At 66.7% G+C, this 25,270-nt stretch carries 18 protein-coding genes and 1 pseudogene; 9 read left to right on the top strand and 10 right to left on the bottom strand.

Annotated elements, in window-relative coordinates:
• The first annotated feature begins 166 nt into the window (after positions 1-166).
• Both E0T84_RS17335 and E0T84_RS17340 read left to right on the top strand, forming a co-directional pair.
• Positions 167-577, top strand: a complete 411-nt coding sequence (locus E0T84_RS17335; RefSeq protein WP_070185837.1) for a phage holin family protein — start codon at positions 167-169, stop codon at positions 575-577.
• Positions 564-857 (top strand): DUF3618 domain-containing protein, encoded by a 294-nt coding sequence (locus tag E0T84_RS17340; protein ID WP_070185836.1) that lies wholly within the window; start codon positions 564-566, stop codon positions 855-857. The genes E0T84_RS17335 and E0T84_RS17340 overlap by 14 nt, the downstream gene beginning before the upstream one ends.
• A 12-nt stretch (positions 858-869) precedes the next feature.
• Here the strand turns inward: E0T84_RS17340 and E0T84_RS17345 are convergent, their stop codons facing one another.
• Entirely contained in the window at positions 870-1,472 is a 603-nt protein-coding gene (locus tag E0T84_RS17345) for a TetR/AcrR family transcriptional regulator (protein WP_070185835.1), read from the bottom strand.
• A 146-nt stretch (positions 1,473-1,618) separates the two neighbouring features.
• Here E0T84_RS17345 and E0T84_RS17350 point away from each other — a divergent pair.
• Together E0T84_RS17350 and E0T84_RS17355 are read left to right on the top strand one after the other, a co-directional pair.
• A pseudogene (locus E0T84_RS17350) lies at positions 1,619-2,064 on the top strand (MmpS family transport accessory protein).
• Positions 2,061-4,955 (top strand): RND family transporter, encoded by a 2,895-nt coding sequence (locus E0T84_RS17355; protein WP_138745061.1) that lies wholly within the window; start codon positions 2,061-2,063, stop codon positions 4,953-4,955. The pseudogene E0T84_RS17350 and the gene E0T84_RS17355 overlap by 4 nt, the downstream one beginning before the upstream one ends.
• On the opposite strand, the gene E0T84_RS17360 is transcribed toward E0T84_RS17355, so the two are convergent.
• The 4 genes from E0T84_RS17360 to E0T84_RS17375 all read right to left on the bottom strand — a co-directional run bounded on the left by E0T84_RS17360 (position 4,940) and on the right by E0T84_RS17375 (position 9,551).
• Complete coding sequence (locus tag E0T84_RS17360) at positions 4,940-5,587, bottom strand: response regulator transcription factor (RefSeq protein WP_070185833.1); 648 nt, start codon at positions 5,585-5,587, stop codon at positions 4,940-4,942. The genes E0T84_RS17355 and E0T84_RS17360 overlap by 16 nt on opposite strands.
• Positions 5,584-6,876: a sensor histidine kinase gene (locus E0T84_RS17365; protein WP_234998222.1), complete on the bottom strand. Its 1,293-nt coding sequence runs from the start codon at positions 6,874-6,876 to the stop codon at positions 5,584-5,586. Before E0T84_RS17365 ends, E0T84_RS17360 begins: the two co-directional genes overlap by 4 nt.
• A 72-nt stretch (positions 6,877-6,948) precedes the next feature.
• The gene (locus E0T84_RS17370) at positions 6,949-7,860 is read right to left on the bottom strand and encodes a TIGR03564 family F420-dependent LLM class oxidoreductase (protein WP_138745062.1); all 912 of its coding nucleotides are present in this window, start codon (positions 7,858-7,860) and stop codon (positions 6,949-6,951) included.
• Positions 7,861-8,249: 389 nt separating this feature from the next.
• Complete coding sequence (locus tag E0T84_RS17375; protein ID WP_070185853.1) at positions 8,250-9,551, bottom strand: acetyl-CoA C-acetyltransferase; 1,302 nt, start codon at positions 9,549-9,551, stop codon at positions 8,250-8,252.
• Positions 9,552-9,660: 109 nt separating this feature from the next.
• Between E0T84_RS17375 and E0T84_RS17380 the strand changes: the two genes are divergently transcribed.
• The gene (locus E0T84_RS17380; RefSeq protein ID WP_070945413.1) at positions 9,661-11,013 is read left to right on the top strand and encodes a 3-oxoacyl-ACP reductase; all 1,353 of its coding nucleotides are present in this window, start codon (positions 9,661-9,663) and stop codon (positions 11,011-11,013) included.
• 13 nt (positions 11,014-11,026) lie between these two features.
• The gene (locus E0T84_RS17385; RefSeq protein ID WP_070945479.1) at positions 11,027-11,842 is read left to right on the top strand and encodes a MaoC/PaaZ C-terminal domain-containing protein; all 816 of its coding nucleotides are present in this window, start codon (positions 11,027-11,029) and stop codon (positions 11,840-11,842) included.
• Positions 11,843-11,911: 69 nt separating this feature from the next.
• Here E0T84_RS17385 and E0T84_RS17390 read toward each other — a convergent pair whose 3' ends face one another.
• From E0T84_RS17390 to E0T84_RS17400, 3 genes are read right to left on the bottom strand one after another with little or no spacing between them, the layout of a single operon-like run.
• A complete protein-coding gene (locus E0T84_RS17390; protein WP_171055066.1) occupies positions 11,912-15,274 on the bottom strand; it encodes an ATP-binding protein in 3,363 nt (1,120 codons plus the stop codon).
• Positions 15,267-16,037: a DUF4194 domain-containing protein gene (locus tag E0T84_RS17395; RefSeq protein ID WP_138745064.1), complete on the bottom strand. Its 771-nt coding sequence runs from the start codon at positions 16,035-16,037 to the stop codon at positions 15,267-15,269. Before E0T84_RS17395 ends, E0T84_RS17390 begins: the two co-directional genes overlap by 8 nt.
• Entirely contained in the window at positions 16,034-17,521 is a 1,488-nt protein-coding gene (locus E0T84_RS17400) for a DUF3375 domain-containing protein (RefSeq protein WP_171055067.1), read from the bottom strand. The genes E0T84_RS17395 and E0T84_RS17400 overlap by 4 nt, the downstream gene beginning before the upstream one ends.
• Positions 17,522-17,631: 110 nt before the next feature.
• Here E0T84_RS17400 and E0T84_RS17405 point away from each other — a divergent pair, with 110 nt between their 5' ends.
• Positions 17,632-18,720 carry a methyltransferase gene (locus E0T84_RS17405; protein WP_070185851.1) on the top strand — a complete coding sequence of 363 codons (1,089 nt, stop codon included), beginning with the start codon at positions 17,632-17,634 and terminating at the stop codon, positions 18,718-18,720.
• Here E0T84_RS17405 and E0T84_RS17410 read toward each other — a convergent pair.
• Positions 18,717-19,340, bottom strand: a complete 624-nt coding sequence (locus E0T84_RS17410) for a TetR/AcrR family transcriptional regulator (RefSeq protein WP_070185826.1) — start codon at positions 19,338-19,340, stop codon at positions 18,717-18,719. The two genes, E0T84_RS17405 and E0T84_RS17410, sit on opposite strands and share 4 nt — an antisense overlap.
• A 90-nt stretch (positions 19,341-19,430) precedes the next feature.
• Complete coding sequence (locus E0T84_RS17415; RefSeq protein ID WP_070185825.1) at positions 19,431-20,570, bottom strand: glycoside hydrolase family 3 N-terminal domain-containing protein; 1,140 nt, start codon at positions 20,568-20,570, stop codon at positions 19,431-19,433.
• A gap of 103 nt (positions 20,571-20,673) precedes the next feature.
• Between E0T84_RS17415 and E0T84_RS17420 the strand changes: the two genes are divergently transcribed.
• Both E0T84_RS17420 and E0T84_RS17425 read left to right on the top strand, forming a co-directional pair.
• The gene (locus E0T84_RS17420) at positions 20,674-20,847 is read left to right on the top strand and encodes a DUF2613 domain-containing protein (protein ID WP_138745066.1); all 174 of its coding nucleotides are present in this window, start codon (positions 20,674-20,676) and stop codon (positions 20,845-20,847) included.
• 7 nt (positions 20,848-20,854) lie between these two features.
• Positions 20,855-25,132, top strand: coding sequence for an alpha-(1->3)-arabinofuranosyltransferase (locus tag E0T84_RS17425; protein ID WP_212757717.1), 4,278 nt, complete (start codon positions 20,855-20,857; stop codon positions 25,130-25,132).
• Positions 25,133-25,270: the final 138 nt, after the last annotated feature.

Genomic DNA, 25,270 nt, shown 5'->3' on the forward strand with positions numbered 1-25,270 from the left:
TCCTCCTCACATCGGCAACCGCCCGGAAGAAACGGCTTCCGGCTGCCAGTGCGGGTACCCCGAATCGGACAGTTGCTAACGATGAGCTACCCGCTACCAGGTTTTGCCCGGCCCGCTGTCGGGCACTGCTTGTGAGAGAAGTAGTACGTCTGAGGAAGGCCAACCCATGACTACCGAATCACGAACAATCAGCGAAGCATCCACAACGCAGCTCCTCGGCCAATTGCAGGAGCAGACAACACGCCTGGTTCGCGACGAGTTACGACTGGCGCAGCGGGAGTTCCAGGATTCCGCACGCCACGCCGGAATCGGTGCCGGGCTGATCAGTGCCGCGGGCCTGCTTGCGGTGCTGGGCCTGATGACGGCCATCGCCGCGGTGGTCGCAGCGATCTCGCTGGCCCTGCCGGTATGGGCCTCCGCGGTGATCGTCACCGCCGTGCTGTTCCTCGGCGCCGCAGTGGCCGCGATGGTGAGCCGCAGCCAGGCCAAACAGGTTCCACCACCGGCCACCGAGTCTGTGGACAGCGTGAAGCAGGACCTCAATGAGCTCAAGGAGGCACGACATGGCCAACGCTGATCGACTTCCGCCCGAACCGGGGCCAGAGGCCGGTATCGACGAACTGCAATCCGACATCGACGCGACGCGCAACGAGTTGGGCGCGACGGTGGCCGCACTGTCGGACAAACTCGACGTCAAGGGCCGTGCCCAGGACAAGGCAGCGGAGACGAAGGACGCCGTGGTCGACCGGGCACACGCCGCAACCGAGGCCGCGAGGTCGAAACCGGTGGTGCCGGCGGCAGCCGTGATCGCGGTGCTCGCGGCGATCGGCCTGCTGGTGTGGTGGCGCCGCCGCTGACGCAGACCTGAGCTAGAACCGGGTGAGGCTCGGCATCAACACGTCGTCCACGAGGGCACGAACCGTCTCCTCGGTCGGCGGACGTCCCGGGATCAGGGAGCGGAACACGAGATAACCCGGCATGACGTCCCAGAGCTCGTCGTGAATGGCCTCCGCGGCGATCTCGCCGCGGGCCACCGCGTCGGCCAGAACCTCGGCCATCAGATTCTTGCGCTGCAGCACGAAATGGCTCTGCAGGGCGGCGCTCAGTTCCGGGCTGTGCGCAATCTCGGACATGATCGCACTCATCGTGCTGCCGTGCTCGCGAGCCTGTGCGCACACCGACGCACCGATGCTCAACAGGTCCGAACGCAATGAGCCGGTCCGGGGTGGGACCAGCTGAACCCGGGTGCCCTCGATGAACGCCGCCAGGACGAGTTCAGTCTTGGACGGCCAGCGCCGGTAGATGGTGGCCTTGCTGGACTTTGCCTCCGTCGCAACGGCTTCCACCGTCAAACGGTCGTATCCGTACTGCTGCAACAGCCGCAGCGTCACCGCCAGGAGTTCGCCTTCGCGTTCGGTCCACTGCGACGCGGGAGCCGGCGCCGAACCACCGTGTGTCGAAGCGGAAGCCACGCGGAAATCCTTCCTTCTCGGCAAGCCCATCGTCCATAGGTCTTGCCCGGCCCACGACTGTACCGTACGGTACCGTTCAGGTGCTTGGAACGGCCAAAAGACTCTCGCCTCCCGGCGCGCTGGCGCCGTTGTCGAAAGGCTCTGAGATGCAGGGGATCTCGGTAGGACGCCTGGTAAAGCGGCGCTGGACGGTGATCGTGGCCGTACTTGTGGTGGCGGTCGTCGCCTTCACCGTCAGTCGATTGCACGGCATCTTCGGTTCCGACAACGAGGTGTCCCGCCCGAGCGCCGACGCCCTGGAAAACACTGGATACAACCCGAAGCGGGTTCTCTTCGAAGTGTTCGGATCGCCCGGTTCGATCGCGACCATCAATTATCTGGACATCGACGCACAGCCGCAGCGCGCCGAGGACGTCCCGCTGCCCTGGTCGCAGACGCTGGTCACCGATGATCCGACACTTTCGCCGATCTACGGGCGCAAGGCGACGGCGACACCATCGGCTGCCGCATCACCGTCAACGGTGTGGTCAAGGACGAAAGATCCACCGACAACGTGAACGGCTACATCGCCTGCTTGGACAAGTCCGCATGAGCGCCCACGGCACCGAACGCATCGAACGTTCCAGGGCCGCGCGGACCATTCGCCTGCTCGCCGTACCGATCGTGCTGGTGTGGGTTGCGGTAGCTGCGCTGACGAATATCCTTGTGCCGCAGTTGGAAATCGTCGGCGCCGCGCGCTCGGTCGGTCTCAACGCACCGGACGCGCCGTCGACCGTGGCGATGCGACACATCGGCCAGGTCTTCGACGAGTTCGATTCCGACAGCGCGGCAATGGTCGTACTCGAAGGCGAACAGCCTCTCGGTGACGCCGCCCACCGCTTCTACGACACCCTGGTGAAACGCCTGGCCGCGGACACCGAACACGTCGAGCACATTCAGGACTTCTGGGGGGATCCGCTCACGGCGGGCGGCTCGCAGAGCAAGGACGGCAAGGCCGCCCTGGTGCAGGTGTACCTGGCCGGCAATCAGGGCGAGGCATTGTCAAACCAGTCCGTCGACGCCATCCGCGACATCGTGGCCGGCGTGCCACCGCCTCCCGGGGTCAAGGCCTACGTCACCGGCGCCGCACCGCTGATCACCGACAACTTCGAAGTCGGCAGTAAAGGAACCGAAAGGGTCACCGGCATAACCTTCTTGGTCATCGCCGTGATGCTTTTGGTGGTCTACCGCTCGATCGTCACGATGCTGATCGTGCTGGCGACGGTCCTGATCGAACTGGCCGCGGCACGCGGTGTCGTGGCCGCGCTGGCGCATTCCGGGATCATCGGACTGTCCACGTATTCGACGAATCTGCTGACGTTGTTGGCGATCGCCGCGGGCACCGACTACGGCATCTTCATCATCGGCCGGTACCACGAGGCACGAACTCGCGGAATGGACCGCGAGACCGCGTATTACGACATGTTCCGCGGGACGGTGCACGTCATCGTCGGCTCGGGGCTGACCATCGCCGGCGCGGTGGCCTGCCTGCACTTCACCCGGCTGCCCTACTTCCAAACTCTGGGCGTGCCGGCCGCCATCGGCGTGCTCGTGACGCTGGCGGCAGCGCTGACCATCGGGCCTGCCGTGTTGACCATTTTCAGCCGGTTCGGCCTACTGGAGCCGAAACGCAAGCTGCAGGCCCGCGGTTGGCGACGCATCGGTACGGCGATCGTGCGGTGGCCCGGCCCCATCCTGGTGGTGTCGTGTCTGATCGCACTCGTCGGCCTGCTCGCCCTACCTGGCTACAAAACCAGCTACGACGGGCGGCCCTACCTCCCGGAGTCGGCCCCGGCCAACGTCGGTTACACCGCCGCCACCCGCCATTTCTCGGAGGCCCGGCTCAACCCCGAGCTGCTGATGATCGAAACCGACCATGACATGCGCAACCCCGCGGACATGCTGGTCCTCGAACGCGTCGCCAAAGCCGTTCTGCACACCCGCGGCATTGCGCTGGTGCAGTCGATCACCCGGCCGTTGGGCACACCGATCAAGCACAGCTCGATCCCCTTTCAGATCAGCGCACAAAGCGCCAGCCAGATCATGAATCTGGGCTACCAGCAGGACCGCGCGGCCGATCTGCTCAAGCAGGCCAACGAGCTGTCCAACACGATCAACATCCTCAAACGGCAGGTCGCACTGCAGCAGGCCAGTGCTGCCGCCACCCACGAGCAGACCCAGGCCTTCCACGACACCGTCGCGATCGTGAACGATCTGCGGGACAAGATCGCCAACTTCGACGACCAATTCCGGCCGCTGCGCAACTACTTCTACTGGGAGCCACACTGTTTCGACATTCCGATGTGTGCGGCGCTGCGGTCGGTGTTCGACGCGCTCGACGGGATCGACAAGCTCAGCGATCAGTTCGGACAGATCACCGCGAGCCTCGACAAACTCGATGCACTGCAACCGCAACTCGTTGCGCTCCTGCCGCCGCAGATCGCCATCCAGGAACGAAACCGCGATCTGACCCTGTCCAATTACGCGACCACGGCCGGAACCAACGCACAGTCCCAGGAAGCCCTCGAGAACGCGACCGCGATGGGGCAGGCGTTCGACACGGCCAAGAACGACGACTCGTTCTACCTGCCCCCAGAAGCATTCGACAACCCTGACTTCAAGCGCGGCTTGAAGCTGTTCCTCTCACCCGACGGCAAGGCCGCCCGCATGATCATCACGCATGAGGGCACTCCCGCCACCCCAGAGGGCATCTCACACATCGACGCCCTCAAAGACTCCGCATTCGACGCGATCAAGGCCACTCCCCTGTCGGACGCAAAGATCTACGTGGCCGGAACAGCGTCCGCCTACAAGGACATTCAAGACGGCGCCAAGTACGACCTGATCATCGCCGCCCTGGCGGCCATGTCGCTCATCCTGCTCATCATGATGTTCATCACCCGCAGCCTGATCGCCGCGATCGTCATCGTCGGCACGGTGGTGCTTTCTCTGGGTGCATCGTTCGGCCTGTCAGTCCTGGTGTGGCAGTACATCTTCGGCATCCAGCTGTACTGGATCGTGCTGGCGCTGGCGATCATCCTGCTGCTGGCGGTGGGTGCTGACTACAACTTGCTGTTGATATCCCGATTCCAAGAAGAGATCGGGGCAGGGCTCAAAACCGGCATCATCCGCGCCATGGCCGGTACCGGCAAGGTGGTGACAGCGGCCGGTCTGGTGTTCGCGGCGACGATGTCGTCGTTCATTTTCAGCGATCTCATCGTGCTCGGCCAGATCGGCACCACCATCGGCCTCGGTCTGCTCTTCGACACCTTGATCGTCCGATCGTTCATGACACCGTCGATCGCCGCGCTGCTGGGCCGGTGGTTCTGGTGGCCGCAGATCGTGCGACCCCGCCCGGCCAGCCGAATGTTGCGTCCGTACGGATCACGCACCTCGGTGCGCCGCCTGCTCGAACCGAACCCCGAGCCCTATGAGTTCAAGTAGGTGACGACAGCGAGCACGCGCCGGTGGTGCGCCGTCGACGGCGCCAGGTCGAGCTTGGTGAAGATGCCGCCGATGTGTTTCTCTACGGCACGTTCAGATATCGAAAGATGTGCGGCCATGGCACTGTTCGAGTGCCCCTCGGCCATCAGGGCAAGAACCTCGCGTTCGCGGGGAGTCAGCCGAGCCAACGCATCGCCGCTGCGCCGGGTCCCCATCAGCTGGCGCACCACCTCCGGATCGAGGGCCGTGCCCCCGGCAGCCACGCGCCGCACCGCGGCGTCGAACTCGCCGATGTCGGCCACGCGGTCCTTCAGCAGATAGCCCACCCCTTCCGGGTTCCCCGCCAGCAACTCAGCGGCATAACGGGTCTCGACCCACTGCGAGAACACGAGCACACCGACATCCGGATGGGAACGCCGCAACGAGACCGCCGCGATCAGCCCCTCGTCGGTGAAGGTCGGCGGCATGCGGATGTCGACGACGAACACTTCAGGCCGCAGTGTCTCGGCGATCTCGCGTATCTGGTCGGCCGTACCCACCTTGGCCACGACGTCGTGCCCACGTTCGACGAGCAGTTGGGACAGGCCGTCCCGCAGGATCGCGTTGTCCTCGGCGATCGCCAGCCGGGTCACTGCCGCGGCCCTGACGGTACGACGGCACTGACCGTGGTGGGGCCGCCGAGAGGACTGTCGATGTCGAGGTGGCCGTCCACCATGCGCAGGCGATCTGTCAACCCTGTCAATCCTGAGCCATTGGCGGGTTGGACTCCACCGGACCCGTTGTCCGTCACAGTGATCCGCAATCCGTGAGCATCGCTGGACAACCGCACCGTGGCTCGCGTCGCGCCGGAATGCCGAGACACGTTGGCGAGCAACTCGGCCACACAGAAGTACGCCAGCGTCTCGACACCGATCGATGGGCGTACGGCGAGGTCATCGACCAACTCGACGGGGACGGGGTTTCGCGCCGCCAATGTCTGCACAGCCGGCACCAGACCGAGATCCAATGCAGGCGGACGGATCCCGCGGACCAGATCACGCAGTTCGGTGAGGGTGTCCTTGGTGTTCGCCAGCGCGTCGGAGACCAGTTGCCGGGCCCGATCAGCCTTGTCCGGGTCGGCCATCTTCTCCTCGGCGCGGGCCAGCGTCATCGCCACAGCGATGAGCCTGGCCTGGGTTCCGTCGTGCAGATCACGCTCGACCCGGCGCAATGTCGCTGCCGAATCGTCTACGACATCGGCACGGGCCCGCTCGAGCTCGCCGACCCGGCGCTCGCGATCGGTCGGGGCCAGCAATGTTTCGGCCAGCCAGACATGGGCACGCCCGATTCCGATCATGATCCACGCCAACAGATACAGGCCGAGCAGTCCACCCGCCGACAGCAGGAGGTAGGTGCCGAGCGAGTCCACGGGTTCGCCGAGGCTGACGATCGCTTCACCGGTGGTCACCCAGATCATCGGGGAGACCACCAGGACCGCCGATGCCACCACCCCGACCACCACCCCATAGCCGACGGGTGTCATCACGACGCTCTGCAGCAGAAGGAAACCCAGGCTGCGCCAGCCGACGCCGTCCGTCAGCGCAGCCGCCACGGTGTGAGCCCAACTGGCCTGCCGTACAAAGGGCGCCGATGGGTCGATCGTGACCCCGACCAGCCGGGCCAGCGACCGGTACAGCGCGTTCCACCATCGACCCGACAGCACCACGAGAGCCAGCAGGGGTATGCCGATCAGGGTGACGAGCAACAGCCCGGAGGTCAGGCCGGTCACGAACAGGTAGACGACACCGACGAGAGCAAGGACGCTCACCAGCAGGAAATAAAGATAGCCACGGCAGGCCGCCGCGGTGAACGGGGTTCTCAGCGTTCGGCGCCGGCCATCGGATGCGGAGGTGGATGTGCTTGCGGTGGTTGTCACGGTCATCATCGTTGCCGGACAGGGTGGCACCGGAACATGGTGCTGTCCAGCCAATATGGGGTGTGGCTGGCCACACCGTCAGCTGTCGAGGGAGCGCAGCAGAGCCCTTGTGCGGGCCCGGGTTTCCGCGGAAGCGTCGAACACCACCCCGACGTATTCGTCGACACCGACGGTGCCGAGCGCCCGGATGCGTTCCGCCACAGTGGTTTCATCGCCGATGATGGCCGCGTCCTCGGGGCCCGCATAGCCCTCCCGGTCGAGCATGGCCCGATAGGACGGCAAGTGCCCGTACATCGCGAACTGCTTGGCGGCCTGGGCGCGGGCGCCGTCGACGTCATCGGTGACGCTCACCGGGAGTGCCGCGACCACCCGCACCTGGCGGTCCCCGGCTGCCTCCCGCAGTGTCGGGGCAACATGCTCGGCCAGCGTGGTCGGCCCCGTCATCCAGGTGACGGTGCCCGCGGTGCGGCGACCCGCGAGCTTGAGCAGTTGCGGTCCCAGGGCGGCGATGTACACATCGGGTGCCGGCGCGCCGGGGATCTGCAGTGCGCCGCGCGTGGTGACCGTCTCGCCCGGAGCGTCGGCGGGCTCGCCGGCCAGCAGCGGCTGCAGCCCGTCGAGATACTCACGCAGGCGGCGGAGGGGCTTGTCCCACGGAATGCCCCACATACCCTCGGTCACCGCGGCGTGCGTCATGCCGAGCCCGAGCAGAAACCGGCCGCCGCTGATCAGGCTGAGCGTGAGCGCGCGCTGGGCCAGCAGCATCGGGTGTTGATTCTGAATGGGGATGACCCCCGTGCCGACCTCGATCCCGTCGACCTCACGGAAAGCCACCGCGAGCACGGTCAGCAGGTCGGGTTCATAGGGCATCTGCGTCATCCACACCCGCCGGAACCCCTCGTCGCGCAGTTGCGCGAGGTTCTCTACGGTGGCGTCGACCGGGGAGCGGCTGCCGGTGTCACTGAGGGAGGCGATGAGGCTGATCTGCATGGCACCACGCTATGCGGAGAACAGTCGCAGGGGACCAGAAGGCGAAGGGACTTCAGAAAATAGGGCGGGTTCGGGAGGACACTTGGGGGCGTCTCAATTTGTCTCACGCAGCCGGTTTTTCACCCCTGTACCGACTCTTTGGATCAGTCACTCCCGAACCCGTCGTAGGCTCGATCGTACGCCTCGGGTACCCCTCAAACCAGAGAAAAGTACGGCCGATTTTGCCGAGAATAAGAAGCTAGGTGCCCCGTGTTGCCGTCGGGTCGGGGGGTCAGACGGCAACACGGAGCTACCCGTGTATCGACCTCTACGCCGTGGCCGTTACACACCGGAGAAAACAAACTTTTCGAATGTTTTTCCGGCCGGCGTTTGTGGAGGTCACGCCCGCATCAGGCTTCCAGAATCGCGGCGACGCCCTGCCCACCGGCGGCGCAGATCGAGATCAGTCCGCGCACCGGCTGACCGGTTTCCTTCTTCTTCTCGCTCAGTTGCTTGGCGAGTTGCGCCACGATCCGGCCGCCGGTGGCCGCGAACGGATGGCCCGCCGCCAACGACGACCCGTTGACGTTGAGCTTGGATTTATCGAGCCTTCCCAGTGCCGTACTCAAGCCGAGGCGCTCCTTGCAGTACTCGTCGGAGTCCCAGGCCGCCAGCGTGGCCAGCACCACCGACGCGAACGCCTCGTGGATCTCGTAGAAGTCGAAATCCTGCAGTGACAGTCCGTTGCGGGCGAGCAGCCGGGGCACCGCGTAGGTGGGCGCCATCAGCAGGCCGTCGGGCCCGTTGACGTAGTCGACGGCGGCGGTCTCCGAGTCGACGAAGTAGGCCAGCGGCTCGTGACCGTGCGCCTGAGCCCACTCCTCGCTGGCCAGCAGCGCCACCGAGGCACCGTCGGTCAGCGGGGTCGAGTTGCCCGCGGTCATGGTCGCGTCGCCGGCCTTGACGCCGAACACCGGCTTGAGCTTGGCCAGCTTCTCGGGCGTGGAGTCCGCCCGCAGGTTGTTGTCGCGATACAGGCCAAGGAACGGCGTGACCAGATCGTCGAAGAATCCGCTGTCGTAGGCGGCGGCCATGTTGCGGTGACTGGCGGCGGCCAGTTCGTCCTGGTCGACGCGCTTGACGCCCATCTTCTTGGCGGTGACCGCGGCATGCTCGCCCATCGACATGCCGGTGCGGGGCTCGCTGTTGACCGGGATCTCCACGCCGAGCGCGGCCGGCAGCTTGCCGACCAGCTTGAGCCGGTCCAGGTTGGACTTCGCCCGGCGCAAGCCCAACAGCACCTGGCGCAGGTCGTTGCCGAACGCGATCGGGGCGTCGGAGGCGGTGTCCACGCCACCTGCCGCCGCGGAGTCGTATTGCCCCAGCGCGATGGCGTTCGCGGCCGCGGTCGCGGCCTGCAGACCGGTGCCGCAGGCCTGCTGGATGTCGTAGGCAGGCGTGTAGGGCGACAACGAGCTGCCCAGCACGCATTCGCGCATGAGGTTGAAATCGCGGCTGTGCTTGAGCACCGCGCCGCCGATCACCGCGCCGAGACGTTCACCGGCCAGATCGAAACGGTCGATCAGCCCGTCCAAGGCGGCGGTGAACATGTCCTGGTTGGAGGCGTTGGCATACGCGCCGTCGGACCGCGCGAACGGAATCCTGTTGCCACCCAATACGGCAACGCGTCGCCGGGTCGTGTTGTTGGCCATCTGTTTGCCCTCCACTGTCGGGTTGTCCGGGGCCATATTACCCACTGTTCTTACTCTGGAGTAAGTTCGGTGTAGACAACGCAGTACTGCGAAGCGAAAGGCAGCTGAAGTGGCTTCCGACCTGTTCTCCCAAGTCGTCAACTCCGGGCCGGGATCGTTCCTGGCCAAGCAGCTGGGCGTGCCGCAGCCCGAAACATTGCGCCGGTATCGCCCCGGCCAGCCGCCCTTGAACGGTTCCTTGCTGATCGGCGGGGAAGGCCGCGTCGTCGAGCCCATGCGCGCCGCACTGGCCGGCGACTACGACGTGGTGTCCAACAACATCGGCGGCCGCTGGGCCGATTCGTTCGGCGGCGTCGTGCTCGATGCCACCGGTATCGCCGACGCCTCCGGGCTCAAAGAGCTCTACCAGTTCTTCACCCCGGTGCTGCGCAACCTGGCCTCCTGCGCGCGGGTGGTCGTCATCGGCACCACCCCGGATGAGGCGGACAGCGTCCACGCCCAGATCGCGCAGCGCGCCCTCGAAGGCTTCACCCGCTCGCTGGGTAAGGAGCTGCAGCGCGGTGCCACCGCATCGCTGGTGTACCTGGCCGCCGACGCCAAGCCGGGCGCCACTGGCCTGGAGTCCACGCTGCGCTTCATCCTCTCGGCCAAGTCGGCCTACGTCGACGGACAGGTGTACCGGGTCGGCGCCGCCGATTCCACCCCGCCGGCCGATTGGGACAAGCCGCTGGCCGGCAAGGTGGCCGTGGTGACCGGTGCGGCCCGCGGCATCGGCGCGACCATCGCCGAGGTGTTCGCGCGTGACGGCGCGACCGTGGTGGCGGTAGACGTTCCCCAGGCCGCCGAGGACCTGGGCAAGGTCGCCGAGAAGGTCGGTGGCAGCGCATTGACGCTGGATGTCACCGCCGACGACGCAGTCGAGCAGATCGTCGCCCATGTCACCGCGCAGCACGGCGGCAAGGTGGACGTGCTGGTCAACAACGCCGGCATCACCCGCGACAAGCTGCTGGCCAACATGGACGAGAGCCGGTGGGATTCGGTGATCGCGGTGAACCTGCTTGCCCCGCAGCGCCTCACCGAGGGCCTGGTGGAAGCCGGTGCACTCGGCGAGGGCGGCCGGGTGATCGGGCTGTCCTCGATGGCCGGCATCGCCGGTAACCGCGGCCAGACCAACTACGCCGCCACCAAGGCCGGGATGATCGGGCTCACCGACGCGCTGGCCCCGGTGCTGGGCGAAAAGGGCATCACGATCAACGCCGTGGCCCCCGGCTTCATCGAGACCAAGATGACCGACGCCATCCCACTGGCCACCCGTGAGGTCGGCCGCCGGCTCAACTCGCTGTTCCAGGGCGGCAAGCCGGTGGACGTGGCCGAGCTGATCGCCTACTTCGCCAGCCCCGCCTCGAATGCGGTGACCGGCAACACCATCCGGGTCTGCGGCCAGGCCATGCTGGGGGCGTGAGCACGTGAACAACATGCTGCGCGCCGTCGTCGGCGCCCTGCCGTTCATCCCGCGCGACGACACCCTGCCGGCGCACACCATCACGGTCGACGAACTGCCCATCGACCCGGCCAACGTAGCCGCCTATGCACAGGTGACCGGGTTGCGCTTCGGCGACACCCTGCCGCTGACCTACCCGTTCGCACTGACCTTCCCGACGGTGATGTCGTTGGTCACCGGATTCGATTTTCCGTTCGCCGCAATGGGTTCGGTGCACATCGAAAACCACATCACGCAGTACAAGCCGGTCAAGGTGACCGATACCGTGAACGCGGCCGTGCACGCGGAGAACCTGCGTGAACACCGCAAAGGCCTGCTGGTCGACATCGTCACCGACCTCAAGGTGGGCAACGATGTGGCGTGGCATCAGGTGACGACGTTCCTGCACCAGCAGAAGACCAGCCTGTCGGGTGAGCCCAAACCGGAACCGGAGAAGCAGCCGAAGCTGCCGCCGCCCAACGCGATCCTGAACATCACCGCGGGCCAGATCCGGAACTACGCGTCGATCGGTGGGGACCACAACCCCATCCACACCAACGGGATCGCCGCCAAGCTGTTCGGCTTCCCCACCGTGATCGCGCACGGGATGTACAGTGCCGCAGCTGTCTTGACCAACATCGAGGGGCAGCTCCCCGAGGCGGTCAAGTATTCGGTGCGGTTCGCCAAGCCCGTCGTGCTGCCTGCGAAAGCCGGTCTCTACGTCGAGCGCGACACCAACGGCTGGGAACTGACCCTGCGCAACCTGAAGAAGGGCTACCCGCACCTGACCGCGACGGTCACCGGGCTCTGACCCACCGAGTGTGCGTACAGATCGCGATCTGACGCGATAACGCGATCTGTACGCACGCTCGCCGCTACATCAGGCGCTGGGTACCGCGTCGCCCGAAGTGCGTCGCAGGTCAGCGAATTCCGAGATCGACGCCGAGGTGACCGAAGCGACCGGCCGGGCGTTGGGCGCCGAGGCGTCGGATTTGGACACCATCACCACGTTGTCGATGTAGGGCTGGATCGTCGTGCTGTTCTGCACGGTCGAGACGATCACCAACTGGAAGCCGAACTTGCGGAACGCCGACAACGCCTGCTGGGCGAACTGCGGATCCGACTTGGAGAACGCCTCGTCCAGCATCAACTGGGCGAACAGCGGCCGGGTGTCGTTGCTGTCCGGGCTGGCCAGGTTGAAGCTCAACGCCCCCGCCAGGCAGAACGCCATCAACTTCTCCTGCTCACCGCCGGAGTTGTCACCGGAGTTGCTGTAGGTGCGGATCACCTCGCCGGTCTCGGCGTCGCGCTCTTCGCAGTACAGCACGAACCGGTTGCGCACATCCAGCGCGTCACGGGTCCACTGCCGGTCCTCGGGGGTGTTGCCGGCCAACAACTTCCGGAGTTGAAGTATGTCGGTGTACTGCTCGAACATCGCAGTCTCGTCGCCGAAGCTGACCAGGGAGACGCGCGCCGAGATCCGCTGGGCCTTCTCGTTCAGTTCGTCGACGGCCGCCAGGTGCCGGGTGCCCGCATGCAGGGTGAGCCGGGTGCCCCGGTTGAACTCCACCGCACCCAAGCCCGTGTTCACCCGGGCGATCTGCTCAGTGATCCGACGGGCCTCGTTGTCGGCGATCATGTGCAAGTTCAGGATCGCGCCCGGAGCCTGCTCGGTGATCAGCCGCTGCATCCGCTCGTAGGCGTCGGGTAGCTCACGCTCGTCGATCCGGCGGCACAGCGCCACATAGTCGTGCACCCGCTCGTCGAACACATCGCTGTCGTTGGGGATCGCATCGGGGAACGCGCTGTCGTATGCGGCCATGATCCCGGCCAACTCGTCGTGCGAGCGGTTCCGGTCCGCCCGCAACCGATCCCGCTCTCGGCTGATGACGCGGATCAGTTCGTTTCGGTACGGCTCCGGTTCGAGCAATTCCAGGGTCAGAGCGATGTCGGTGGCGTATCCGTCGATCGTGTCGCGGGCATGCGACGGAAACTCGTTCGAGCCGAGCCGCTCGGTCAGCACCTCGCTCAGCTCCAGCAACGCGGTTCGCCTGCGATCCAGTGCGGTCTCACGTTCGTTGAGCGAGCCGATCTGCTGGATGACCTTCTCGACTCGCTCCCAACATTCGTCGGCTCGCTGTTGCAGCCGTTCGGCATCCGGATTGTCCGAGACCAGCAGATTGTGTTCGTCCTGCAGCCGCTCGAGCATCTCATCGACCGAATCGGTGTCGATGTCGCTCCACTGCATGTACTGGTCGCACAGCGCTCGGCAGGCCCGTTCCCGTGATTGCAACTGTCCGCGGTGGTCGTCCAGCCGCTCACGCGCAGTGCGCGCCACCTGGTACAGATCCTGCGCGGCCGTCAGATCATCTTGCAGCGCTTCGATTTTGGCGGCCGTCCCGCCGAGGAAGATGTAGTCGGAGGGCCGCAGCCTCGACCGGTCGTCCTTGATCGAAAGCCTGCCACTGTCTTTGCGCAGGCCCTGATCGGTGACCGCGCGGGGCTGCTCGGTGAACTCCCCCGGCCCGTCGACACACACGTAATCGCCGGTGCTTGCGATCACGTTGAGCGCCTCCACGGCGCTGTCATGCGTCGGGTCGGCCAACTGGAGTTTGGTGGCCAGCGTGCCCGGAGGCGGGGTCCGCAACTGCGAACCATGCTGGACATGCTGCAGCTGGATCCGGCCGCGCATGTCGTTCTCGTTGACGAAGCGCAGCGCCCGCTCCATATGGGCGTCGGGCACCAGCAGACGTAAACCGGCCCCGCGCAACACTTTCTCGACGGCCAGCCGCCACCGGGACTCATCTGGCTTGAGCTCCATCAGCTCGGCGACATACACCAGATCACGCTCGGAGATGTCGAGCGCCCTGGCGATACGGGCCCGCATCTCATATTCGGTCCGCGGCAGCGGGGAGCCCAGTCGCTGCACGCGTTCCAGCTCGGCCTCCACATTCTCGCGTGCCTCACGGGCGCGGACTTCCTTGGCCGAGGCCTCGACATAGGGCTGATTGCCCGTGAACAGTTCGCGGTGCAGCCGGTCGGCTTCCTCCATCAAAGTTTCGCGGAGCGACCAGAATTCCTCGCCGTCGTCCGGCGGGGTCAGCCCCAGCGAGGTGACCTTGTCCTCATAGGTGCTGCGTCGGCGCGACACCTCCTCGCTGATCCGCTCGGCCTCGGTGAGGCGTTGCTGCAACGGCACCAGATCCACGGTGACGGTGTTGATTTGAGCCATCAGCGAATTGTGCTCGTTCTTGAGCTGGCGCTGCTGGGTACCGAACTCGTCTCGCTGGGCGCCGAGTTGGGTGATCTGATCGTCGAGGTTGGCTATCTCCGGACCGGCCTGGGCCAGCCGCACATGGTCGATGTAATCGCGGATCATCGCGTTGTCGATGGTGTCGATCACCCCGAACTTGGCCGCCTCGTCGGCGTAACGCGCCTGTACCGCGGCGATGTTGCCGAGGGTGTTGCGTTTACGCCGGGCCACGTCGAGCAGGCCGCGGGCCTCGACCAGCGGGTTGATCTGTTCGAGCGCTTCCTCCACGCCGCTGAGGCTGGCCGGCTCGTCGAGCATGAACTCTCGGACGAATTGCTCCAGGCCGCCCACGCTTTTGAGTGATTTCGCCTTACCGAGCAGCTGTTGGGCAGCGTCGGAGGCACGGATGCCGATACTGGAATACAGCTGGGCCAGGTACTGGCTCTCACTGCGGCCCCCGGTCCAGCCGTCGTCGCGGAACACCGCAGCGTCATACCCGTTGGCCGCCCACCGGTTACACAGCCCGAAGATGTCCCGATCGTCGTCGATCAAGTAGTAGCGGCTGCCCGGATCCGAATTTTTCTCGGCAGCAAGCCATTTGAGCACCAACCCGGTGACCGAGCGCCCAGTGCGGTCGCTGTAGGTGACCGCGACCGCCGACCAGGCCGGGCCCGTCCCCCGCAGGTACATGATCTGGCGGTTGGTGCCCTCGCGCCGCTCACCCCAGGCGCCGCGCACGTACTTGTCGACCGTGCGCTTGCCGGTGCCCGAACCCGCCGCGGTGGTGTCGCCGGAGGCGTTGAAGTTACGGCGGTGCGACGGCAGGAAGGCCAGCGAAATCGCATCCAGCAGTGAGGATTTACCGCTCCCCGAGGACCCGGTGATCAGTGTCCCGTGCGGGCTGAACGGGATCGAGTGATAGCCGTCGAACACGCCCCAGTTGATGACCTGCAGGCGCGACAGAGAGAACTGGTTGGTCGGTTCAGCCATGAGCGTCCACATCGTCGGAGAGCCGTTCGGAAAGGTCGGTGTCGCCGGAATCGTCGAGAGTGCCGTTGGCGGCCCGCTTGAGCTGCTCGAACTGCTGCTGCAATTCGGTGATCATCGAGGCCGTCATGATCGCATTGACCACCGGGCTGATGGTGAAACTGTCCTCGTCCTCGCGGTTGCGTGCCAGCATCTCGATGTCGGTGAGCCGCTCGATCGCGTTGTCGATCCGTTTGTCGAACGAGGCGGTGTCGCGGTCGGTGTCGTTGTTCACCCCGGCGAACAGCTCGTGGATCTCGTCACGGCTGATCAACACGTTCTCGTCGCGGGCCGCGGCGCGCATGAGCTTGGCCAGGTGCAGGGCCAGGATCGAGTCGTAGGTGTTGAGGGTCTCGCGTCGCAGCAGCCGGCGCCGCCACTGCGACTCGTAGTCGGCCTGCTCGACGTAGGCGATGTCGTGGTCATCCGAGATGCACAGTCGCATATCGAGTTCCGACAACCGCACGGTGAGCTCGGTGCGGTAGCGGGTGACCCAGGCCCACAGCTCGGAATGATTGTCCTTGCTGACGTAGCGCCGCGACAGCAGGTGCTGCAGGGCCCAGCAGGCGCGGTCGGGTAGTTCGCTGACATCCCCGTCGAAGCGCGGTGCGCGACGCTGGTCGGTGGTCCGCTCGACGGCGTCGATGCTGGGCAGGGCATCGAAATCGATCACCCCATCTTTGACGGGCGACTCTTTGACGGGCGACAGGTCGGGGGTGTCGGTCATAGCAGGCTCTCGCTGACGGTAGGGATCGGCTCGGTGAAAACCAGTCGGGGGATCTCGATTTCGCGGTCGGTGCCCTCCAGTGAGCGGAACCGCACCCGGACGGATTCGGCCCGGTCGGTGGATTGCTGCTTGAGCGCCCAGGACCACAGGACGATCACGTGCCCCAGGTAGGCCGAATCCAGCATCCCGATCGCATCGGGCAACGACAACGGGCCGCGCTGCACCGCGCCGTTGATCAGTGAAGCCAGCTCGGCGGCATCCACCTGCGAGGCCAGTGCCGAGAACGCCGACAGATTCACCTCACCTTCCGAGGGCTCGGCCTGCGACGGCGGGATCGCGTCACGGATCTTGAATGCCACGGCGCCAATCGAATTGAAGTCGGTGCGGACCAACGGCACCTCGACACCGATGCGGCTGTCCGCCAGGGAGACACTGAGCAGGTCATGCGCACTGGCCAAGGCGTCGTTGAGCTGGCGGGTGACGCCGCGGCTGTGCTCGAGGGTTCCGGAGGCGACGAAGCGCTTGATGCGGCGCGCGCAGCGTTGTCTGGTCCGGCCGACTTCGGCCGTCTGCGCCGATACCAGGCCGAAGAATCCGGTCATCACCTCCCGTAGGCCCGGATCCAGGTGCGGGAGCTCACGGGTGACCGCGTCGATGTCGGCCACCAGCGCCGCGCGCTGTTCAGGGTCCTGAATCATCCGGGTGAAAGCGGTGTACGACGCGCTCTCGCGGGACGCGAACAGCGACTCGTAATCGTCGAACAACTGGCGCTGGCGCTCGCGGTAGCCCAGATCGGTGTCGGCGGAGGCGTCCAGCAGGCGGGTGGTGATGCGGTTGAGCATGCTGCCGTACTGGCCGATGTCAGAGATGATCTGTTCCATCTGCAGGGCGATGGCGCGGGCCTCGTCCTCCACGTCGACCAGGTCGGGTTCGGGACGCTGTCCCTGGTCCAGGGCATCCAATTCGTCACGCAGCTTGGCGATCTCGGCTTCGATGTCAGCCCGGATACGTTCGGGATCGTTGCTGACCTGACCGGCCACCCGGCGCAACCCGGCGGCGATGCCGGTGATCGAGCCGCCGGTGGCGATGGTGTCCTCGCGACGCATCCGGCGGGCGAAATCCAGAACGGCCCGCGCCTCGTAGGTGAGGTAGCAGACGTTGCGTTCGGTGGCGCCGGACTGCTCGGTGATCCGGTGCAGCCAGCCCTGACTGGCCCAGTATTTGATCAGCGCCAGGGCGGACTGCTCCGTTTCGGAGCCCAGGTCGGCCAGATCACGTTCCAGCCGAACCACGAGCTCGATCTCGGTGAGCTTGGCACCGCGGTCCAGGTGGCGTTCCATCAGGGTGAGGTACGTGGCCAGGTTGTTCGTCGCCAGCAGCCGGGCCGAACGCGAATCGGCGACCTCGCGATTGAGCTGATAGAGCTGGTCCAGCGAGGGGCCGCTCACACCCGGTTCAGGCACGGCCGGGCGCTTCCGTCGCATTGAACATTGGCACCACTTTAGGCGGCGGACGCGACGGGCCCCGACGCCCGCTCGGTTTGCTGTCCGCCATGGTGACCCACGCCTCAACCACCCTGGCCTACAGTCATCCGGTGAGTCCCGCCAAGGTGCCGCCCGCCCGAGTGGTTCGAGTGGTCGAACGCGTCCGCCATCATCTGCATCAGCTGTATCGACGTGCGGCACCACCGCCGGCGGCGATGCTGGAGATGATTCTCGGTGCCTGGATCGCCCAGGGCATCTCGGCCGCCGCGCAGCTCGGAGTTGCAGATGCGCTCGCCGGCGGTCCGTTGCGCCCCGAGGAGCTTGCCCGACGTGTCGGGGCCAACGCCGATACGCTGAACCGATTGATGAGAGCCCTTGTCAGCGAAGGGATTTTCCGCCGCACCCGCGACGGGCGCTATGCGCTCAATGCTCTCGGCGACACCCTCCGCAAAGATGCGCCGGTCTCGGTCGCGGGCATGGCGAAGTTCGTCGGATCACCGCAGCATCGCGAGCACTGGAGCCACCTCGCCGACGCGGTCCGCACCGGTGAGGCCGTCATTCCCAAGCTCCGTGGCCGGGCCGCATTCGACTACATCGGGTCCGAGCCGGAACTCTCGGCGATCTTCAACGACGCCATGACCAGCGTCTCCGAACTCGCGATCGCTCCGGTCACGGCGGCCTATGACTTCACCCGATTCAGCACCATCGCCGATGTCGGGGGTGGGCACGGCCGGATGCTGGCCGCCGTCCTGACCGCCACACCCGGGGCTCGGGGGCTGCTCTACGACCTACCGCAGGTGGTCGAAGGCGCACCGGAACTGCTCGGCAGGTACGGCGTGGCCGAGCGAGTGAAGGTACTTGCCGGGTCGTTCTTCGACAACGTGCCCGAAGGCGCCGATGCCTACCTGCTGAAGAACATCATTCACGACTGGCCCGACGACGAGGCGGTGAAGATCCTGCGCAATGTGCGCGCGGCGGCCACCCCGGGAACCACACTGCTGCTCGTCGAGTCGGTCATCCCCGAACACGACCGCGAGTACCTGGGCAAGTGGATCGACATGGAGATGCTGATCGGCATCGCGGCCCGCGAGCGTAACGAAGCCGAGTACCGCCGTCTCTACGAACAAGCCGGGTTCCGGCTGACCCGAGTGGTCCAGACGGCGTCCCCGTTCAGCCTCGTGGAGGGCGTGGCTGTCTAGCCAGCGGGGATCGACTGTGTTCCGGCGTCCGACGGCGTGCCCTTCAAGCCGCGCCAGAACAGATTGATCATCAGCTCGGCGGCCTCGTTGACGTCGGCATCGCCCGTGCTGACCCGGCTGGCGATCGCCTCGCCTGCACCCACCAGCGCCACCGCCATCATCTCGAAGTCGCTGTCGGGCTGCGGGTTACGCGTACCGGTGCTGAGCAGCCGGGCCACCAGGTCGATGATCCGGTCGCGGCCCTCGCGGACGGTGTGCGCAAACGCCTGCGAGCTGGTGGCCTGGGTATAGAGCACCATCCACGACGCCCGGTTGGCATCGATGTAGGTCAGGAATGCCAGCACAGCGCTGCGCAGCAGATCCTTGGGGCTCTGGGTGAAGTCGATCTCCCCGCGCACCACATCGACGAAACGCGTCAGCTCCCGGTCCAGGCAGGCGCCGAACAACTCCTCCTTGGAGCCGTAGTAGAGGTACAGCATCGGCTTGGAGATCTCGGCCTCCGCGGCGATCGCGTCCATCGAGGTCTCGTGATAGCCGTTGACCGAGAAAATCTGCACAGCAGCGTCGAGCATCTGCTGTTCACGCACGGCCCTGGGCAGCCGCTTCGTTCCACCTGCCATCCGAACAGGATAAGCGTCACCGCGAGCAGACATATATGTCCCCGACACGCCGGAGACGGCGGGACATATGCGTCTGTTGGTGGAGAGAAATCAGCAGCGCACGCCGCCCTTGGCATCGGCATTGCGTTGCACCGCAGCATCCACGGCGGCCTGGTTCAGCTGGCCGTCGGCCAGTGCCTTCTCCAGGCCATCCAGGACTGCGGGCACTTCGTCGGTGGTGATCCACAGCGCGTTGTCGGCCCCGGCCTGCAATGCCTTGAGCACTGCCGCGGCCACGCCGTAGCGCTGATTGATCGCGGCCATGCTGGACAGGTCGTCGGTGTAGATGACGCCGTTGAAGCCCGGACCGCCGTAGTTGCCCGAGCGCAGCAGGTCATACGCCGCGGGGCTGAGGCTGGCCGGATCGGATCCGGTCAGGCCGGGTACCTCCAGGTGTCCGACCATCACCGCGACCGGGGCCTGTGTGGTCAGGGTCCGGTAAGGCACGAGGTCGTTGTTCTGCAGCTCGGCCAGCGGCGGTGTGGTGACGACCCCGGCGGTGTGCGAGTCGCCCGAGCCATGGCCGTGGCCGGGGAAGTGCTTGAGCACCGGCAGTACCCCGGCGTCGCGCAGGCCGCGGGCGTAGGCACCGGCATATTCGGTCACCTTGGCCGGATCGTCGCCGAAGGACCGGTCTCCGACGACGGTGTCGTCGGGGTCGGAGGTGACGTCGACGACGGGCGCGAAGTCGACGGTGATGCCGAGGCCGCGCATCTTCTTGCCGCGCTCGAGTGCGATGCCGTACACCTCGTCGACGGATTTGGTCTGGGCCAGCACCCGCGCCGACGGCTGCTCACCGATCAGCGAGGCCAGCCGCGACACCCGGCCGCCCTCCTCGTCCACGGTGACCGCCAGCGGCAACGGGCCGGCCGCCGAGATGTCGGGCAGGGAACCGTCGTTGAGCATCGACAGGTCGGTCCAGCTGCCGATCATGATCCCGCCGACGTGCTGCTCGGAGACCACGGACCGGGCGTCGGCCGCGTCTGTGACGCCGACGGTCAACAGCTGGGCCAGCTTGTCGCGGGGCGACAGGGCAGCCAGGTCGCAGACCGGAGCCGCCGGCATCGGTGCGTGAGTGGACAGCGGCTTCGTGTCCGGAGATTGAGACTCTGGCGCCGGGGTGCTCGGGGAGCAGGCCAGCAACAGCCCGGACAACGCTGCGAAGGTTGCGACGAGACGCGGTGAAGCCATGGGCTCCGACCTTAGCCGCTGAATAAGCAGTAATCGATTCTCTGCGTGTCGAGCCAGGTCCGCCTCACACGGATTCGGTGTGTCGCCATGCTAGGTTGGCCGGGTGAACCGGTTCGTCATCCCCTCAGCGGCCGGCGTCGTAGTCGGCCTGCTGTTGGGAGCGGCTGCCGTCTTCGGTGTGACGCTAATGGTGCAGCAGGACACGAAGCCTCCGCTGCAGGCGGGCGACCCGGCGTCATCGGTGCTCAACCGGGTCGAGTACGGCGACCGGTCTTAGCTTGGATGTGCCGCCAACGCGGCGGGCGCTTGACCCGCCACTTTCGCGGCGCTGGTTGTGGGTGGTCGCCGCCGCGACTCTGCTCCTGACTTTCGCCCAGTCGCCCGGAGAGATATCACCCGACACAAAGCTCGACCTGACCGCCAATCCACTGCGCTTCCTGGCACGTGCGTTCAATCTGTGGAACAGCGATCTGCCGTTCGGGCAGGCACAGAACCAGGCCTACGGATACCTGTTTCCCCACGGCGCCTTCTTCCTGGCCGGTGACCTGCTCGGCGTTCCCGGGTGGGTGACCCAAAGGCTGTGGTGGGCACTGCTGCTGACGGTCGGTTTCTGGGGAGTGTTGCGGGTCGCCGAGGCACTGGGCATCGGCAGCACCGGGTCGCGCGTTCTCGGTGCGCTCGCGTTCACGCTGTCACCGCGGGTGCTGACCACGCTCGGGGCGATCTCGTCGGAAACCCTGCCGATCATGCTGGCGCCGTGGGTGCTGTTGCCGGTCATCCTGGCGTTCCGCGGAGCCGCGTCGGCGGCGACATCCGATCAAGGCGACCGCAACCTGCGGCTGATGGCGGCCCGGTCGGCAGGCGCGGTGGCGCTGATGGGTGCGGTCAACGCCTTCGCGACGTTGACCGGCTGCCTGGCTGCGATCATCTGGTGGGCCTGTCACCGGCCGAACCGGCTGTGGTGGCGGTTCACCGCGTGGTGGTTCGGCTGCACGGCGCTGGCGGTCGCCTGGTGGGTCGTGGCGCTGGTGCTGCTGGGCCGGATCAGCCCTCCGTTCCTGGACTTCATCGAATCCTCGGGTGTCACCACACAGTGGATGTCGCTGACCGAGATGTTGCGCGGTACCCACACCTGGACGCCGTTCGTGGCATCGACGGCCACCGCGGCGGCCTCGCTCGTGACGAGCACGGTCGCGGTGCTGGCGACCACCTTGGTGGCCGCCGCCGGTTTGGCGGGCCTCGCCTTGCGCTCGATGCCCGCGCGAGGCCGGCTGATCACCATGCTGTTGATCGGCGTGGTGTTGCTGGCCCTGGGCTATTCCGGGGGACTGGGATCGCCGCTGGGCGCAGCCGTCGATGACTTCCTCGACGGCACTGGCACGCCGCTGCGCAACCTGGCCAAGCTCGATCCGGTACTGCGACTTCCGCTGGCGCTGGGCCTGGCGCACCTGTTGGGCCGGATTCCGTTGCCGGGCAGCGCACCCCGGGCAGTGTGGATGCAGGCATTCTCCCGGCCCGAACGTGACAAGCGGGTCGCGGTGGCGATCGTGGTGCTCGCCGCCCTGGTCGCCGGAACCTCGCTCGCCTGGACCGGCCGTATCGCCCCGGCCGGAACGTTCACCGCGATCCCGCAGTACTGGCACGACACGGCGGACTGGCTGGATGCACACAACACCGAGCGGGGCCGGGTGCTGGTGGCGCCGGGCGCACCGTTCGCCACCCAGACGTGGGGCAACAGTCACGACGAGCCGTTGCAGGTGCTCGGGTCCAGCCCGTGGGGTGTACGGGATTCGATCCCGCTGACCCCGCCGGAGACGATCCGCGCCCTGGATTCGGTGCAGCGGTTGTTCGCCGCCGGCCGGCCCTCCGCGGGGCTGGCCGACAGCCTTGCCCGCCAAGGCATTTCCTATGTGGTGGTGCGCAACGACCTTGATCCCGACGTGTCCCGGTCGGCCCGCCCGGTGCTGGTACACCGGTCGATCGAGGGCTCCCCCGGGCTGACGAAGGTGGCAGAGTTCGGCGCACCGGTGGGTCCGGGGACGCTGGAGGGCTTCGTCGCAGACAGCGGATTGCGACCGCGGTACCCCGCCGTCGAGATCTACCGGGTCGGCACCGGCGGGACCAACCCGGGCGCGCCGTATCTTGTCGACGCCGACGCGATGACGCGGGTGGCCGGTGCCCCCGAGGCGCTGCTGCGCCTGGATGAGCGACGCCGTCTGGACGGGATGCCTCCGCTGGGTCCGATGCTGCTGTCCGCCGACGCCGAGCGCGCCGGTCTGGCGGTCCAACCGCGCGGAGCGGCCGGCGTGATCGTCACCGACACCCCCACCGCGCGAGAGATCGACTACGGCCGCGTCGACGACCATGCCTCGGCGATCCGCACCCCCGACGATGCGCGTCACACCCACAACCGGGTGCCGGACTACCCGGTCGAAGGGGCCGCCCCGGTGTACGGCAAGTGGAACGGCGGACGGATCTCGGTGTCGAGTTCGGCCGCGGACTCCACCGCACTGCCCAACGTGGCGCCGGCCACCGGCCCGGCCGCGGCCATCGACAACGACGGTTCGACGTCATGGGTGTCCAACGCCCTGCAGGCCGCCGTCGGGCAGTGGCTTCAGGTCGATTTCGATCACCCCGTCACCAACGCCACACTGACCATCACCCCCAGCGCCACCGCCGTCGGGGCGCAGGTACGCCGCATCGAGGTGGCCACCGCGACCGGCACCAGCAGCCTGCGTTTCGACACCGCCGGTCAGCAGTTGACCGTGCCGCTGCCGGTGGGCGAGTCTCCGTGGGTGCGGATCACCGCCGTCGCCACCGACGACGGATCCGCCGGCGTGCAGTTCGGCATCACCGACCTGTCAGTGACCCAGTACGACGCGTCGGGATTCGCCCATCCCATCAACCTGCGCCACACCGTAGAGGTTCCCGCACCCCCGACCGATTCTGTTGTCGCTCAATGGGATCTCGGCACCGAACTGCTGGGCCGGTCTGGTTGCGTGGACAGTCCGGTCGGGGTGCGGTGTGCGGCGGCGTTGGCGTTGGCCTCCGAAGAGCCGGTGAACCTGAGTCGCACGCTGACGGTGCCCACCCACACCGATGTCGAGCCGACGGTGTGGATCCGGGCGCGCCAGGGTCCCCAGCTGGCCGATATGGTCGCCCAGCCCGGGACCACCCGCGCCTCCGGTGACGCCGACCCGATCGATGTGCTCGGTTCTTCCTACGCGGCCACCGACGGTGACCCCCGCACGTCCTGGACCGCGCCGCAACGCGTCGTCCAGTTCAAGGCGCCGCCCACGCTGACGCTGAAGTTGCCCGCTCCGACGAAAGTCGGCGCCCTGCGGATCGACCCCGGCGCCCACCAACCGCCCGCGCACCCGACGCTGGTTTCGATCGACCTCGGCGACGGCCCCCAGGTGCACAAGCTGACGGGCAACGGCGACGTACAGACGGCGAAACTCAAACCCCGGGTGACGGACACCATCACGGTGTCGTTGCTCGGGTGGAACGACATCATCGACCGCACCTCGCTCGGCTTCGATCAGCTCAAGCCCCCCGGGCTGGCCGAACTGACGGTGCTCGACGTTCGCGGCAAGCCCGTCGCCGCAGCCGACTCGGCCGCCAATCGCAAACGGACGGTGTCACTTCCATGCGGTCAGGGTCCGATCATCGGCGTGGCCGGCCAGTTCGTCCAAACCTCGGTGCGCACCACCGTGGGAGCCCTGCTCGACGGCGATCCGATTCCGGCCCACCCGTGTCGGACCGGCCCGATCGCGCTGCCGGCCGGTCAACAAGAACTGCTGGTCAGTCCTGGCTCGGCGTTCGTGGTCGACGGCGTCGTGCTGAACACTCCCGCGGCCACCCAACTACGCGCGGCGACAACGTCTCCCGTCGCGACGCCGGTGTGGTCACCGGACCATCGTGAGGCCCGGGTGCCGGCCGGTGCCCACGCCCGGGTGCTGGTGGTGCCCGAAAGCGTGAACCCGGGTTGGATCGCCCGCAAGGCCGACGGAGCCGTGCTGACCCCGGTGAAGGTCAACGGTTGGCAGCAGGGCTGGGTGGTCCCGGCCGGCGACGCCGATACCGTGACGCTGTCGTTCCCCTCGAACCGTCCGTACCGCATCGGGTTGATCGGCGGGCTCGCCCTGCTTCCGCTACTGGCTCTGCTCGCGTTGTGGCCCGCTCGTCGCCGCAGTCCGGACCTGGAGCCGGTGCGGCCGTGGCAACCGCCGCCTGCGGCGGCCGGGGCTGCGGTGCTCGTGGTGGGCGCGGCGATTTCGGGCCTGCCGGGATTGCTGGTCGCCGGTGGCGCGCTGGGACTGGGCTACCTGCTGCGCGGTCGAGAGCGCTGGCGCGAGAAGCTGACCGTGACCGTGTCTGCGGGCGGCCTGATCCTGGCCGGGGCGGCGCTGAGCCGGCATCCGTGGCGGTCGGTCGACGGCTACGTCGGGCACTCGCCCTGGGTACAGCTGCTCGCACTGTTGTCGGTGGTGTTCGTCGCGGCGTCCGCGGTCACGCCTGACCTGGGCTTGCACCGCAGAAAACCGGAGGATTCCGCGTAGCTGTTGACAACACAGGTATGCGGTACTTACGGTACCGGCACGCGTGGCGCAGTCCTGGAAACACTTTGCTGCGGGGGGGATCGCGGGTTGCGGACCTGGATTGCGCCCGACTGGATGCAGTAACTAACGAAGCAGTCA

It is taken from the genome of Mycobacterium sp. DBP42 (assembly GCF_005924235.1).
Taxonomy (GTDB): Bacteria; Actinomycetota; Actinomycetes; order Mycobacteriales; family Mycobacteriaceae; genus Mycobacterium; species Mycobacterium syngnathidarum.

Coding starts and splice junctions, on each gene's coding strand:
- E0T84_RS17335 (WP_070185837.1), top strand. CDS start 167: ATGACTACCGAATCACGAACAATCAGCGAAGCATCCACAACGCAGCTC.
- E0T84_RS17400 (WP_171055067.1), bottom strand. CDS start 17,521: ATGCGACGGAAGCGCCCGGCCGTGCCTGAACCGGGTGTGAGCGGCCCC.
- E0T84_RS17355 (WP_138745061.1), top strand. CDS start 2,061: ATGAGCGCCCACGGCACCGAACGCATCGAACGTTCCAGGGCCGCGCGG.
- E0T84_RS17340 (WP_070185836.1), top strand. CDS start 564: ATGGCCAACGCTGATCGACTTCCGCCCGAACCGGGGCCAGAGGCCGGT.
- E0T84_RS17365 (WP_234998222.1), bottom strand. CDS start 6,876: ATGACCGTGACAACCACCGCAAGCACATCCACCTCCGCATCCGATGGC.
- E0T84_RS17375 (WP_070185853.1), bottom strand. CDS start 9,551: ATGGCCAACAACACGACCCGGCGACGCGTTGCCGTATTGGGTGGCAAC.
- E0T84_RS17395 (WP_138745064.1), bottom strand. CDS start 16,037: ATGACCGACACCCCCGACCTGTCGCCCGTCAAAGAGTCGCCCGTCAAA.
- E0T84_RS17370 (WP_138745062.1), bottom strand. CDS start 7,860: ATGCAGATCAGCCTCATCGCCTCCCTCAGTGACACCGGCAGCCGCTCC.
- E0T84_RS17410 (WP_070185826.1), bottom strand. CDS start 19,340: ATGGCAGGTGGAACGAAGCGGCTGCCCAGGGCCGTGCGTGAACAGCAG.
- E0T84_RS17390 (WP_171055066.1), bottom strand. CDS start 15,274: ATGGCTGAACCGACCAACCAGTTCTCTCTGTCGCGCCTGCAGGTCATC.
- E0T84_RS17415 (WP_070185825.1), bottom strand. CDS start 20,570: ATGGCTTCACCGCGTCTCGTCGCAACCTTCGCAGCGTTGTCCGGGCTG.
- E0T84_RS17385 (WP_070945479.1), top strand. CDS start 11,027: ATGCTGCGCGCCGTCGTCGGCGCCCTGCCGTTCATCCCGCGCGACGAC.